This window comes from Providencia sp. 6390, from assembly GCF_058148425.1.
On record NZ_JBYVYL010000003.1, the window covers coordinates 272517 to 286766 of the forward strand.

Sequence of the window (14250 nt, forward strand, 5' to 3'; positions counted from 1 at the left end):
AGATCTGAAACGCGCAATTTAACTATTTTTTCATTTGAAATACAAAAAACTATCGATTTTATCGACAGTTTTTTAAATTGAGATGCTAGACAAAAAAATGGAGAGCCTAAGCTCCCCATTTTAATCAATGAATTAACATAAATTAAATTATGCTTGGCCTTTAACTTCTTTCAGACCTTTAAATGGAGCACGGTCACCCAATGCTTCTTCAATACGGATCAGTTGATTGTACTTAGCAACACGGTCAGAACGGCTCATTGAACCTGTTTTGATTTGGCCTGCTGCTGTACCTACCGCTAAGTCAGCGATAGTTGCATCTTCAGTTTCGCCTGAACGGTGAGAAATAACCGCAGTGTAGCCAGCATCTTTCGCCATCTTGATTGCAGCTAATGTTTCAGTCAAAGAACCGATTTGGTTAAATTTGATCAGGATTGAGTTAGCGATACCTTTATCGATACCTTCTTTCAGGATCTTAGTGTTAGTTACAAACAGGTCATCACCAACCAGTTGGATTTTGTCACCAAGAACTTTAGTTTGGTATGCGAAACCATCCCAATCTGACTCGTTCAGACCATCTTCGATAGAAACGATTGGGTATTCTTTAGTCAGACCTTCTAAATAGTGAGTGAACTCTTCAGAAGTAAAGGTTTTACCTTCGCCTTTCAGCTCGTAGTTGCCAGTTTCTTTGTTGTAGAACTCAGAAGCTGCGCAGTCCATCGCCAGAGTCACATCTTTACCTAAAACATAACCTGCTTGTTCAACCGCTTCTTTGATAGCAGCCAGCGCAGCAGCGTTAGATTCTAAGTTAGGTGCATAACCACCCTCATCACCAACTGCGGTGTTCATACCTTTAGATTTCAGTACTTTTGCTAGGTGATGGAAAATTTCAGAACCCATACGAACAGCTTCTTTCAGCGTTGGTGCGCCAACAGGCTGGATCATGAATTCTTGGATATCAACGTTGTTATCAGCGTGCTCACCACCATTGATGATGTTCATCATTGGTAGAGGCATTGAATATTGACCGTGAGTACCGTTCAGGTCAGAAATATGCTCATAAAGAGGCATACCTTTTGCCGCCGCAGCTGCTTTAGCGTTTGCTAAAGACACAGCAAGGATCGCGTTCGCACCAAACTTAGATTTGTTATCAGTACCATCCAGATCAATCATGATCTTATCGATATTCGCTTGGTCTTTTGCATTTTGACCAATCAGCGCTTCTGCGATTGGGCCATTAACTGCACCAACTGCTTTCAGAACGCCTTTGCCCAGAAAACGTGATTTATCACCATCACGCAGTTCCAGTGCTTCACGAGAACCAGTAGATGCACCTGATGGCGCAGCAGCTAAACCAACGAAGCCACCTTCTAAATGAACTTCAGCTTCTACAGTTGGGTTACCACGAGAATCAATGATTTCACGACCGATCACTTTAACGATTTTGGACATTAGGTTTTCCTCAGTACAAGTTAAATTGTGGGAGGTAGGCCATTAACCTACCCCGCCATATCTTATTTCAACTCACCTTTCTGGTAGCTACCAGCGGCTTTAACAAAACCTTCAAACAACGGGTGACCATCTCTTGGCGTTGAAGTGAATTCAGGGTGGAACTGGCACGCCACAAACCATGGGTGATTTGGATTTTCGATAATTTCGACCAGTTTGTTATCCACTGAACGACCAGCAATTTTTAAGCCAGCCTCTTCGATGCGTTTTAACAGCAAATTATTCACTTCATAACGATGACGATGACGCTCAACAATAGTTTCTTCGCCATACATATCACGAACCAAGCTGCCTTTAACTAAATGACATGGTTGGCCACCAACACGCATGGTTCCGCCGAGATCGCTCTCTTCAGAACGGACTTCAAGGTTCCCCTCTTCATCGCGCCACTCTGTAATTAATGCAACAACGGGATACTTACAATTCATATCGAATTCAGTTGAGTTTGCACCTTCCATATTGGCAACATTACGTGCAAATTCAATCAGAGCAACCTGCATGCCTAAACAAATCCCTAAATAAGGGACTTTGTTTTCGCGTGCATAACGCGCAGTCATGATCTTACCTTCGATACCACGTTCACCAAAACCACCTGGTACAAGGATAGCATCTAAGCCTTTTAACAGATCAACACCACGAGTCTCAACATCTTGTGAATCAATCAGTTTGATATTAACGCTCAAACGATTTTTCAGGCCACCGTGTTTCAACGCTTCGATGACTGATTTGTAAGCATCAGGTAATTCAACATATTTGCCGACCATACCGATGGTTACTTCACCAGTAGGGTTCGCTTCTTCATAAATCACCTGTTCCCACTCTGCCAAATTGGCTTCACGACAATCTAAGTTGAAACGCTTGCAGATGTATTCATCCAAGCCTTGTGATTTCAACATGCCAGGGATTTTATAGATAGAATCAACATCTTTCAGTGAAATAACCGCTTTCTCAGGAACATTACAGAACAGTGCAATTTTGGCACGTTCATTAGCAGGGATCACACGGTCTGAACGGCAAATCAGCACATCAGGCTGAATACCTATAGACAGCAATTCTTTCACTGAATGTTGAGTTGGTTTAGTTTTCACTTCACCCGCAGCTGCCAAATATGGCACAAGGGTCAAATGCAGATATAGAGTACGTTCACGGCCGACTTCTGCCGCCATTTGACGAATAGCTTCTAAGAATGGCAGTGATTCAATATCACCGACTGTTCCGCCAACTTCGACGAGAACAACATCATGACCTTCACCACCACGGATGATGCGGTCTTTGATTTCATTAGTGATATGAGGGATAACTTGGATGGTAGCGCCTAAGTAGTCGCCACGACGCTCTTTACGCAAAACTTCTGAATACACACGGCCTGTGGTGAAGTTATTACGACGCGTCATTTTAGTACGGATGAAACGCTCATAATGACCTAAATCCAAGTCAGTTTCAGCGCCGTCTTCTGTAACGAAAACTTCCCCGTGTTGGGTTGGGCTCATTGTCCCCGGATCGACGTTAATGTACGGATCCAGTTTCATAATGGTGACATTGAGTCCACGGGCTTCGAGTATAGCCGCCAGAGAGGCTGCGGCAATGCCTTTACCCAGAGAGGATACGACCCCGCCGGTCACAAAAATATAATTAGTTTTCATGCTGAACCTGAAAGTTTAGGTTTAAAAGATGATGGATATAACAGGACGGGAAAACAGTATACCCGAACCTTAATTTCGCTACAAATGTTCTAAGCACAATAAGGTTAATTTTCATCTGTATTCCATTAATATCAGCAAGTTAAAAGGAAAAATATTTTTCGCTCTCCACTGGTTTGCTTAACATCCAAGCACACATATCGCTATCGTGATGCTCATTCAACCACTTAGGTCGTTTTTATCACTACAGCCAAATGACTGCCATACTAAAAATAATTTTGCTTAAGGCTAAATTGCAAAACCTTAGCATCAGTATAATACATATTTCAGACTGATGATTTTGTGCCAACGTGCCTTCATTGTACTCAAAATAGACACTCAGTCCTTGCCGGCTCTATAATCGCTACTTGGAGTAAGACTAGCATAGTTTTTAGAAAAGCTAAATCCTTTCAGCATTAAGAGAGGGCTGTGATTGTTGTTTTATATCAATTTAATGAAACTTTTTTGTTAAACATTTTAATTAATATTGATGAAGGCTTTTAATTGACTGGATATAAACAATATTTTGAGCTATTCCCCTTTTTAAACCAGCTAAAAATGAGCACCAAAAATACCAGATTCAATAATCTTATAATCACTATTTTAGTGTCTAATTAAAGCATATTTATTAATTAGCCTTTTATACTCGTCATACTTCAAGTTGCAGCGTTGTTGAACTACGTTCACTCGCGCCAGTCACAGTGTTTTCTATACTCCTAGCGACTCGCTCACTTGTCACCTAGCTGCACCTCGAATTATTTAGAGCATATACTTGCCATATTTTACTCAGACAATTTAATCTGCTGCCAATGCTGCTCCATCTCTTCCAATGTTGCGGTTTCGGTGGTTTTGCCCTCTTTTGCAAGGCGTGACTCGATTTGACGAAAACGCTTTTCAAACTTCTGGCAGGCTTTGTTAAGTGCCATTTCAGGTTTATGGCCTAGATGGCGTGATAAATTCACAGTAGCAAATAGTAGATCACCAATTTCTTCTTCTAAACGCTGATCATCAATCACCACTTGTGTGGCTTCTTCCATCACCTCATCCAGCTCTTCGCGAACTTTATCGACCACAGGCCCTAAAGTATCCCAATCAAAGCCCACTGATGCGCAACGTTTTTGAATTTTATAAGCTTTCATTAGGGCTGGTAATGAATTTGGAATATCATCAAGCACGGAAAATTGCGCCTTTTGCGCACGTTCAGCAGATTTACGTTTTTCCCACCCAGCTAACGCTGCATGGCCATCAGGGTGATTTTCTGCGTCAAAAATATGTGGGTGGCGATGTTCTAATTTATCACTTACCGCTTGGCAAATTTCCTCAAAATCAAATCGTGACTGCTCCTTTGCCATCTGTGCATAAAACACCACTTGAAACAGCAGATCACCTAACTCACCTTTTAAATCGTCAAAGTCTTCACGCTCAATGGCATCAATCACTTCATATGTCTCCTCCAAGGTGTAGGGAGCGATGGTTTTGAACGTTTGCTGTGTATCCCATGGACAACCTGTTTGTGGGTCACGTAGCTTTGCCATGATTTCCAGTAAACGTTCAATTTGTGGTGTTGTTGAACTCATATTTTTAACCTTTTAAGCATAAAAAATCCCATGTACGAAAGGGGTAACATGGGATTTGGAATTATTTAGAGAGCATAAAACAAGTTATTGTGAATGACGTTTGGCTTCAATCACATCAGGCAACTGGTTAAGTTTCGCTAATACCCTTGCTAACACTTGCAGATTGTATATTTCAATCGTCATATCAATCGTTGCCAGCTGCTGCTTAACATCACTGCGGCTACTCACACCCAACACGTTAACTTTTTCATTGGCTAAAATGGTGGTGATATCACGCAATAAACCACTTCTGTCGTTGGCAACCACACGTACTACCAACGAGTAGCCACTTGAGTAGTTTTCACCCCATACTGCTTCAACAAGGCGTTCAGGAGCATGGCTTTGCAGTTCTGCAAGTTGTTCACAATCGACGCTGTGGATCGAAATCCCTCTGCCTTTGGTGATAAAACCAATGATATCATCGCCTGGAATTGGTTGGCAGCAACGTGCTATATGGTGCATTAGGTTACCAACACCTTCCACTACGACGCGCCCACTGCTATTGCTTTGCGATACTGGGCGCGGCGCTGCTGTTTTGCTTTCCAGCGTTTTCATGGCTTCACGATCAGCTTCCTCAGCAGTAGTCTTTTTAAACTTGCTTTGTAGGAAGTTAACCAATTGGTTGATTCGAATATCACCACCACCAATACCTGCCAATACTTCATCCAGCGAATGTACGTTATAGCGAGCTATCAGTAATTTTTCCGCTTCCTTAATGCCAATATCTAAGTGAGCCAATTCGTTATCGAGGATTTGACGCCCTGCTAGCACGTTTTTATCGCGATCTTGTTTACGGAACCAGTTGTGAATTTTGGCTCGTCCACGGCTAGTGGTCACATAACCTAAGTTTGGATTGAGCCAGTCACGACTTGGGTTTGGGTGTTTTTGCGTAATAATTTCAATTTGATCACCCATCTGTAATTGGTAGCTAAATGGGACTATACGCCCACCAATTTTCGCACCAATACAGCGATGCCCAACATCACTGTGAATATGATAAGCAAAATCTAATGGCGTTGAGCCCGCAGGTAAATCAACCACATCTCCTTTAGGTGTAAACACATATACACGGTCATCAAACACTTGGCTACGTACTTCATCAAGCATTTCGCCTGAATCAGCCATTTCTTCTTGCCATGCAATCAACTTACGTAACCATGCAATACGGTTTTCATAGCCGCCACCTTTACCGCCTGCGGTAGCACCTTCTTTATATTTCCAATGCGCCGCAACCCCAAGTTCTGCATCTTCATGCATTTGTCGTGTACGGATTTGTATTTCAAGTGTTTTACCATTAGGGCCTAACACCACGGTATGAATCGATTGATAACCATTTGGTTTCGGGTTCGCCACATAATCATCGAATTCATCAGGCAAATGCCTAAAGTGGGTGTGCACAATACCTAATGCGGCATAGCAATCTTGTAGGCGTTCAACTACGATACGCACCGCTCGCACATCGAATAACTCATCGAAGGCCAGCGATTTTTTCTTCATTTTGCGCCAAATGCTATAAATGTGCTTGGGACGGCCATATATTTCCGCTTGAATGTGCTCTTTAAGCATTTTCTTACGTAACGTCACTACAAAGTTATCGATATAGTCTTCACGGTCAATACGGCGTTCATGCAGAAGTTTCGCAATCTTCTTATATTCATCGGGATGCAGATAACGGAAGCAAAAGTCTTCTAACTCCCACTTTAGTTGCCCAATCCCTAAACGGTTAGCTAAAGGTGCATAAATATTTGAACACTCTTTAGCTGCTAATACTCGTTCATCTTCTGTGGCATCTTTCACTTCACGTAGATGTGCAATACGCTCGGCAAGTTTGATAACTACACAACGAAAATCTTCCACCATGGATAGCAACATGCGGCGGACATTATCCACTTGGATAGAGCTGGTTTCGCCCGACTGAGTCGCTTTCAATTGGCGGATAGCATCCATTTCAAGGACGCCTTTGACTAAATCGTGTATAGATTGACCAAAATCATCAATCACCGATTGGTCATCGAGTTGTTTTTCTTCAACTAAAGGGAATAGGAGAGCGGCCTGTAAGCTGCCAATATCCATACTGAGCGTCGAGAGAATTTCAGTCATCTCGATCCCACGCCACAGTAGTAAAGGTGCAATTTCTTGCCCCGCTAATTTGTCATGACAGTATTGCCAGGTGTGGATGAGCTTTTGTTCTGATTGTGGATTATTTAGCCCTAACCCGCTCACCCACTTTTCGGGGGCGAACTCACCTGCTGGGGTAAGATGTGCACTTCTTACAGCAACCATATTTTCTCCCTACCTGTTATCTGGGCTATGTATAAATAGCGCCATTGATTCCAGATGACTCGTCTGTGGAAACATATCCAACATTCGCAGCTGTACTAGCTGATATCCGGCCTCAAGCAAAACTTTACTATCCCGTGCCAAAGTGGTCGGGTTACAAGAAACATAGACAATTTTTTCAGGCGCTAGTTTAACTAAATGTTCCATAACACCGGCAGCCCCTGCTCGAGCTGGATCTAACAATACTTTGTTAAACCCTTCAGCAGCCCACGGCTGAGTATGGATTTGCGCTTCTAAGTTTTCATTATAGAAGGTCGCGTTATTAATTGAGTTGCGCAGAGCGTTATTTCGGGCTTGCTTGACTAAATTTTCAACACCCTCAACACCGACAACTGATTTCACCTGCCGTGCAATTGGTAAAGTAAAATTGCCCATGCCACAAAATAGGTCTAAGACACGATCATGAGGGCGGAGTTCAAGCCATTCAAGTGCTTGAGCAACCATCTTTTGGTTAATTTCGCCATTAACTTGAATAAAGTTTAACGGGCTAAACTGTAACGTCTCATCAACAACCTGATATTCAGGCAACACGGCATTTTCACTCAATGGTTGCAAGCTCTCTTCATCACCCGCCAACCAAACAGCAACCCCATGTTGTTGCTCAAAATTTTTAAGTTGCTGTTTATCAGAGGAGACGAGCGCAGCTAAATGGCGAATGAGCACGATCAAGCTATTATCAGCGCGGATCAGCTCAACATGGCCTAATTTTGCGGCTATTTTTAGCTGATTTAAGCAATCTGATAGAGGTTGAATCAATTTATCTAAATCAGGATGCAGGACAGAACATTGCTTGATGTCAACCAGTGTATTGGATTGTGTTTGGCGAAACCCCATCACCAAATGTTGATTTTTATGTTGATACTGCAGACCAAGACGTGCTCTACGGCGGTAGCCATAAGCCTCACCAACAATCACCGGCTGTGCTGCTTGTTGCAGCCCTGTTTCTCGCGCCATTAAATATTGTAATGCGTTGGCTTTGCTTTCTCTTTGCAATGAAATATCAATGTGTTGCTGCTGGCAGCCACCACATTGATTAAAATAACGACAAGGCGGTTTCACGCGCAGTGGGCTAGTTATGAGTCGTTTGACAACTTTGGCTTTTGCAAAACGGCTTTTTTCCTCGACCAATTCGATGAGTGCTTGCTCGCCGGGCAGCAGCCCCGCGACAAAGATGGCTTTGCCATCAGAACGGGCTACCCCTTGGCCTGCAGCATCGAGACTATCGATAGTCACCGTGATTTGACGGCGTTGGGTGGTACGACGGTTTGGCGAGTAAAATTGGGCCATAATCAATCACTACGGAGAATTAAATTTCAAGAATACCGCTGCTAATTAACTCAACAGCGTAGTAAAAAGCGAGCCCATAATAGCAGTTTTTTTGCCAACATGAGTCATCACTTTTTTACTTAACGTATATTTTTTTATTATTTTTAGTCGCTTTATGATTTTTTATCAAAAATGGAAATACGCAATTAGTTAGCTACGATACTTTTACGATACTCTTCATACGCATAGTGATCTGTCATGCCACTGATGTAATCTTGAATTAAACGGGCGCGATAATAGAATTCAAGAATGGATTTCTCGATATCACTGGTTGCACGAATACTTTCAATAGCTTCACTGTATGACAAACGGTGTTTGTTAGATAGCTTATGAAATAAGCGGGTCTCAATGAAAAACTGTTTATGGTAGTTATTTTCCACTAATGAGCTAAAACTTGCTCTTTCTAACAGCAAAAGCGGTTTATAAAAATCCAATAATCCACCAATAATGCGGTAACCTTGTAGCTCAAGCTCCTCAACTTCATGGTGGTTAAACACATGTTTGAACGCAACAGTTTTCAATATTTTAAGCAACCGGTGTTCAGGGCTTTTATCTTCCAATAGAGCACTATTGAAACGCCCTGAATAAATTTCAGGAAGATTTTGGATAAAGCGTTGAGCACTGTAGCGAGCCAACTTGCTGGTAATATTGACACGCAAGTACATAAAAAACTGATCTTGCTGAATACGCTTGGTATGGTTGTCACTGATATTGTTGAATGCTCCCATAATGGTTTCATCAAACAAATCCCCTTTTTTGACCTCCCCCCATTCAGCCTGTAAATACCCCATCAATTGCTCAACCGTAAAGATGCCTTTTTCTGCTGCATCATCCAAATCAGCAATACAATAAGAAATATCATCAGCCGCTTCCATAATATATGAGAGTGGAAAACGACAGTATTTGCCCATGTCCAGTTTTTTACAGAGTTCATTCACAAAACTGAGTTCAGACCAGTAGTAGCCCGGTTTTTTCATTAAATAATCAAACTCGGTAGGGATCGGATCAAGATCATAAGCGCCACGTGTATATTTTAAAATAGAGCCCACTTGCGCATAAGTGAGATTAAGTTTTAGCAAACGGTGCACCATGCGCAGCCCTTGAGCATTACCTTCGAATGAACAGAGGTCTTTTTTTAATTGGCGACGAAAGAGATCGAGACGCTCATCCCCAGTCAAGCGCATTACTGCAATCTTACAGGGATCAGGAGTTTCTCTACTAAATAGGTAATCCGGCGCAAGTAACTGACTAAACCAACTTTGGATCGCGGCCTCGCCAAAGTGACCAAATGGTGGGTTGCCAATGTCATGCATTAAGCAAGACATCTCAACGAGGCTTTCAAAAGCATCGGTGCGTTCATTCAAACCGTATTGTTCTAACAGTTTTTTCTTTTTTAATTCGTGTAACACGGTTTTACTAATGTAACGACCAACTTGCTGCACTTCTAATGAATGCGTTAATCGGCTACGTACAGCGGCATTTTGTTCTAATGGAAACACTTGGGTTTTTTGTTGTAATCGGCGAATAGCGGCGGAGTTGATAATGCGGCCTCGATCACTTTCAAATAAACGGTTAACCGCATCTTCGTTATTGGCTGAAACTTTAGGGCTTTTCGAACTGCTATAATTTCGTTGGTAATTCAATTTAGTCAGGAAATTAATTTCATTCACGCTAATGCCCCATTCTTTTGCCCAAGATTAATTAAAAGAAATCTACCGTTCAATGCTACACTTTAGCCATCTAAGGTATCATTGTCTAATTAATCAACGAGGAACCTAGCATCATGAAAGTGGGTATCATCGGCGCAATGGAGCAAGAAGTTGCTATCCTGCGCGAACAAATTGAAGGTTGCCAAACACTAAGCCGTGCTGGCTGCGAAATTTATACTGGGAAAATTAATGGTGTTGAGGTCGCACTGTTAAAATCAGGTATTGGTAAAGTGGCTGCCGCTGTTGGTACTACGTTGCTATTAGAGCATTGCCAGCCTGATGTGGTCATTAACACAGGTTCAGCGGGTGGTTTAGACCCACGTCTCAATGTTGGTGACATCGTTGTCTCAACAGAAGTTCGTTATCATGATGCAGATGTCACCGCATTTGGTTATGAACCAGGCCAAATGGCACAGTGTCCCCCTGCGTTTATCGCTGATCAAAAACTGATTGCGTTGGCAGAAAAATGCATCCAACAGCTGGGAATGAATGCAGTCCGTGGTTTAGTATGCAGTGGTGATGCTTTTATTAATGGTGCAGAGCCGCTAGCACGTATTAAAAAAACCTTCCCTCAAGTTGCAGCGGTTGAAATGGAAGCAACGGCTATCGGTCAAGTATGCTATCAATTTGCAGTCCCTTTCGTGGTGGTACGAGCCATTTCAGATGTGGCAGATAAAGAGTCACATACCAGTTTTGATGAGTTTTTACCGATCGCCGCACGCCAATCATCATTGATGATCAGCGCTATTTTAGCTGAATTAGCGTAATGCCAAATAGAAAGCGTGGGTTGAAAAACATCCATGCTTTTTTACTTATCTACAGAATTGAATTATGAAATTTTACCTCTCGACACTATTGGCAGTACTACTGTTTTTTAATGTTCAGGCTCTAGCTGAAACTAAGCATCGAGTGATCAGCCTTTCCCCTGCAAATACAGAGTTAGCCTATGCAGCTGGATTCGGTGAAAGTTTAATTGCAGTGAGTGCTTACTCAGATTATCCACCAAAAGCGAAGCAACTCGAGCAAGTTGCCGATTGGCAAGGCATAAATGTCGAACGGATTATTGCGCTAAAACCTGATTTGATACTGGCGTGGCGCGGTGGTAACCCTCAACGCCCTCTCGATCAATTAGCCGCTTTAGGAATTCCAATTATTTATTTCGATTCTAATAGTATTGAGTCCGTTATTTCGGACATTGAACAGCTCGCACAATATAGTCCCAAACCTGATATTGCTCAACAATCAGTCTCGAATATGCGAGAGCAGCTAGCTCAATTAAAGCAACGCTATGGGCAGCAGAAATACAAAAAACCGTTGTTCGTCCAATTAGGAACTCAGCCGCTATTTACTACCGGAAAAGACACCATTCAAAATGATATTATTTCTTTGTGTGGTGGTGAAAATATATTTGCAAACAGTTCAGTGCCTTGGCCACAAGTTAGCCGAGAGCAAGTATTAACTCGCAAACCTGAATTGATTGTTATGACAGGGGATCAATCGCAACAAAAAGTTGTACAACAGTTTTGGAGCACACAGCTGTCTGTACCGATTATTCGTTTAAATGAAGATTGGTTTCACCGGGCAGGGCCTCGATCATTGCTTGCCGCACAATCACTTTGTGCTCAGCTACACCCAGAACAGAAATAGTATTTGAAGTAATTGACGAAGCGGGATAAAACCCGCTCCGCATTATCAATGCGTTATACGCTAAATGAAGAACCACAACCGCAAGTGGATTTAGCATTTGGGTTGGTCACGATAAAACGAGACCCTTCTAACCCTTCAGTGTAGTCAACGCTGCCACCTACTAGATATTGTAGGCTCATTGGATCAACCACCAAAGCAACGCCTTGCTTTTCAATGGTCATATCACCTTCATTGATTTTATCATCAAAGGTAAAGCCATACTGGAAACCGCTACAACCACCACCGGTAATGTAAACGCGTAGACGCAGGTTTGGGTTGTCTTCATCAGAAACTAAATCTTTTACTTTAATTGCTGCCGCATCAGTAAACTGCAACGGCAGAGCTGCATCATCACTCATTTTTTACTCCAAGCCGGTCAACCGGTAATTCAGCGTAAGCAGATAGCCTACTCAGATCAATTAACTTAATTATCCGCCAGCTTAGATATTGATTCAAGCCCTGTTACACAATTCAACACATTGTGCCTACCAATCAATGCATTTGGTTTAATTGGCTATGTGCTTTAATATACAATCACTGTTTTATTTTTTAATTAGTCCCGACTCAGGAGCCCTGCATGAGCCACTCTTTAGATCTCTATAATCAAGCACAACAGCTGATCCCTGGCGGCGTTAACTCACCAGTCCGTGCATTTAATGGTGTTGGCGGTACGCCACTGTTTATTGAACGCGCTGATGGTGCTTATATCTATGATGTTGATGGTAAAGCGTATGTTGATTATGTCGGTTCATGGGGGCCAATGGTTCTTGGCCATAACCACCCTGCTATTCGCGATGCCGTGATCAAAGCCGTTAATAAAGGTTTAAGCTTCGGTGCACCAACCGCAGCAGAAGTTGAAATGGCAAAGCTGGTTTGTGAACTCGTGCCTTCTATCGATATGATCCGTATGGTTAACTCAGGTACTGAAGCAACCATGAGTGCAATCCGCCTTGCGCGTGGCTACACAGGTCGCGATAAAATTATTAAATTTGAAGGCTGCTATCATGGGCATGCTGACTGCCTACTGGTTAAAGCTGGCTCTGGCGCATTAACCATGGGTGAGCCAAACTCTCCAGGTGTACCTGAAGATTTTGTAAAACATACCCTGACTTGTACCTATAACGACCTATCATCGGTTCGCCAAGCATTCGAAAACTATCCTGAAGAAATTGCTTGTGTGATCGTTGAACCCGTTGCTGGCAACATGAACTGTATCCCACCAACCGCAGAGTTTTTACCGGGTCTACGTGCACTGTGTGATGAATTCGATGCATTGCTTATTATTGATGAAGTAATGACGGGTTTTCGTGTCGCACTGGGTGGCGCGCAAGATTATTATGATGTGCAGCCTGACCTAACTTGCTTAGGTAAAATCATTGGCGGAGGTATGCCAGTGGGTGCATTTGGTGGTCGTTATGAAGTGATGGAAAAATTAGCACCAATAGGCCCAGTTTATCAAGCGGGAACATTATCGGGTAACCCAGTCGCTATGGCAGCTGGCCTCGCTTGCTTAAATGAAGTCTCACAACCGGGTGTCCATTCAAGACTGACTGAGCTGACCGATAAACTAGCACGTGGCTTAGAGCGTGTTTCAAAAGCGCAAGGCATCCCAATGGTGATTAACCATGTGGGTGGTATGTTTGGTATTTTCTTTACTGATGCGAAAAACGTGACTTGCTATCAAGATGTGATGAAATGCAATGTTGAGCGTTTTAAAACCTTTTTCCATCTTATGTTAGAACAAGGTATTTATTTAGCGCCATCCGCTTTCGAAGCCGGTTTTATGTCTATCGCGCATAGCGATGAAGACATTGAAAAAACTATCGAAGCCGCGGAAGCCGCATTAGCCAAAATGAAAGCCGCATAACTCTCCTCGCTTTTGGAGGCGATCGCTTCGCCTCCTTATTTATTTTCAGCCAATTTTTATCTTTTTCTTCGCTCATCTCATGCTACATTAGTAAATACATGTACATTGTACACCACCAAAGAAAGTCAACCCTGTATAGAAAAACTGAATTTGAATACGAAGACAATCACTTAAAGTGAGATATCAAATGAGTATTTTCAATGAACTAAAAACTTCATTAGAAGAAGCCGTAGAAATACAAAGCGGTAAAAAGAAGCCATCAAAAGTAACTCGTTATAAAGTGGCTGATGTTAAAGCGATCCGAGAACAGCTGAAAGTTTCACAAGTTGAATTAGCAGATGCGCTAGGCACAAGTGTCGATACCATCAAAAGTTGGGAATTAAAACGACGTAACCCAACTGGATTAGCAGCCAAAGTTTTAATCGCGATTAAAAATAACCCCTCACTGTTTCAAGAGTTAGCAGCCATTTAATCCATAAAAAATGCCCCGTCAGCTTTATCCTAACGGGGCATTTTCATTT

General features: G+C 42.4%; 11 protein-coding genes. 4 read left to right on the plus strand and 7 right to left on the minus strand.

The genetic code is table 11. The features are described from left to right. Positions 1 to 147: 147 nt before the first annotated feature. From eno to dgt, 6 genes are all read right to left on the minus strand, one after another. A complete protein-coding gene (eno, locus tag AC3Z9T_RS08620) occupies positions 148 to 1449 on the minus strand; it encodes a phosphopyruvate hydratase (RefSeq protein ID WP_369514715.1) in 1302 nt (433 codons plus the stop codon). A gap of 62 nt (positions 1450 to 1511) precedes the next feature. After that, positions 1512 to 3149, minus strand: a complete 1638-nt coding sequence (gene pyrG / locus AC3Z9T_RS08625) for a glutamine hydrolyzing CTP synthase (RefSeq protein WP_369514716.1) — start codon at positions 3147 to 3149, stop codon at positions 1512 to 1514. Positions 3150 to 3967: 818 nt separating this feature from the next. After that, positions 3968 to 4762, minus strand: coding sequence for a nucleoside triphosphate pyrophosphohydrolase (gene mazG, locus AC3Z9T_RS08630; RefSeq protein ID WP_490125783.1), 795 nt, complete (start codon positions 4760 to 4762; stop codon positions 3968 to 3970). 84 nt (positions 4763 to 4846) lie between these two features. Continuing rightward, complete coding sequence (gene relA / locus AC3Z9T_RS08635; protein WP_490125784.1) at positions 4847 to 7084, minus strand: GTP diphosphokinase; 2238 nt, start codon at positions 7082 to 7084, stop codon at positions 4847 to 4849. A gap of 9 nt (positions 7085 to 7093) precedes the next feature. Next, positions 7094 to 8428 (minus strand): 23S rRNA (uracil(1939)-C(5))-methyltransferase RlmD, encoded by a 1335-nt coding sequence (gene rlmD, locus AC3Z9T_RS08640; protein ID WP_490125785.1) that lies wholly within the window; start codon positions 8426 to 8428, stop codon positions 7094 to 7096. Positions 8429 to 8613: 185 nt separating this feature from the next. Further along, the gene (gene dgt / locus AC3Z9T_RS08645) at positions 8614 to 10137 is read right to left on the minus strand and encodes a dGTPase (protein ID WP_490125786.1); all 1524 of its coding nucleotides are present in this window, start codon (positions 10135 to 10137) and stop codon (positions 8614 to 8616) included. Between the two features lie 113 nt (positions 10138 to 10250). On the opposite strand from dgt, the gene mtnN reads away from it, so the two are divergent. After that, positions 10251 to 10943, plus strand: coding sequence for a 5'-methylthioadenosine/S-adenosylhomocysteine nucleosidase (gene mtnN / locus AC3Z9T_RS08650; protein WP_490125787.1), 693 nt, complete (start codon positions 10251 to 10253; stop codon positions 10941 to 10943). A gap of 64 nt (positions 10944 to 11007) precedes the next feature. Beyond that, entirely contained in the window at positions 11008 to 11823 is an 816-nt protein-coding gene (gene btuF / locus AC3Z9T_RS08655; protein WP_490125788.1) for a vitamin B12 ABC transporter substrate-binding protein BtuF, read from the plus strand. A 53-nt stretch (positions 11824 to 11876) separates the two neighbouring features. Here the strand turns inward: btuF and erpA are convergent, their stop codons facing one another. Further along, the gene (erpA, locus tag AC3Z9T_RS08660; protein ID WP_070925196.1) at positions 11877 to 12221 is read right to left on the minus strand and encodes an iron-sulfur cluster insertion protein ErpA; all 345 of its coding nucleotides are present in this window, start codon (positions 12219 to 12221) and stop codon (positions 11877 to 11879) included. Between the two features lie 218 nt (positions 12222 to 12439). On the opposite strand from erpA, the gene hemL reads away from it, so the two are divergent. Together hemL and nadS are read left to right on the plus strand one after the other, a co-directional pair. After that, on the plus strand, positions 12440 to 13729 hold the full coding sequence (gene hemL / locus AC3Z9T_RS08665) for a glutamate-1-semialdehyde 2,1-aminomutase (protein ID WP_490125789.1): 1290 nt from the start codon (positions 12440 to 12442) through the stop codon (positions 13727 to 13729). 187 nt (positions 13730 to 13916) lie between these two features. Then, entirely contained in the window at positions 13917 to 14201 is a 285-nt protein-coding gene (gene nadS / locus AC3Z9T_RS08670; protein ID WP_490125790.1) for a NadS family protein, read from the plus strand. The last annotated feature ends 49 nt before the right edge of the window (positions 14202 to 14250 follow it).

Coding starts and splice junctions, on each gene's coding strand:
- mtnN (WP_490125787.1), top strand. CDS start 10,251: ATGAAAGTGGGTATCATCGGCGCAATGGAGCAAGAAGTTGCTATCCTG.
- mazG (WP_490125783.1), bottom strand. CDS start 4,762: ATGAGTTCAACAACACCACAAATTGAACGTTTACTGGAAATCATGGCA.
- nadS (WP_490125790.1), top strand. CDS start 13,917: ATGAGTATTTTCAATGAACTAAAAACTTCATTAGAAGAAGCCGTAGAA.
- pyrG (WP_369514716.1), bottom strand. CDS start 3,149: ATGAAAACTAATTATATTTTTGTGACCGGCGGGGTCGTATCCTCTCTG.
- hemL (WP_490125789.1), top strand. CDS start 12,440: ATGAGCCACTCTTTAGATCTCTATAATCAAGCACAACAGCTGATCCCT.
- relA (WP_490125784.1), bottom strand. CDS start 7,084: ATGGTTGCTGTAAGAAGTGCACATCTTACCCCAGCAGGTGAGTTCGCC.
- eno (WP_369514715.1), bottom strand. CDS start 1,449: ATGTCCAAAATCGTTAAAGTGATCGGTCGTGAAATCATTGATTCTCGT.
- rlmD (WP_490125785.1), bottom strand. CDS start 8,428: ATGGCCCAATTTTACTCGCCAAACCGTCGTACCACCCAACGCCGTCAA.
- erpA (WP_070925196.1), bottom strand. CDS start 12,221: ATGAGTGATGATGCAGCTCTGCCGTTGCAGTTTACTGATGCGGCAGCA.
- btuF (WP_490125788.1), top strand. CDS start 11,008: ATGAAATTTTACCTCTCGACACTATTGGCAGTACTACTGTTTTTTAAT.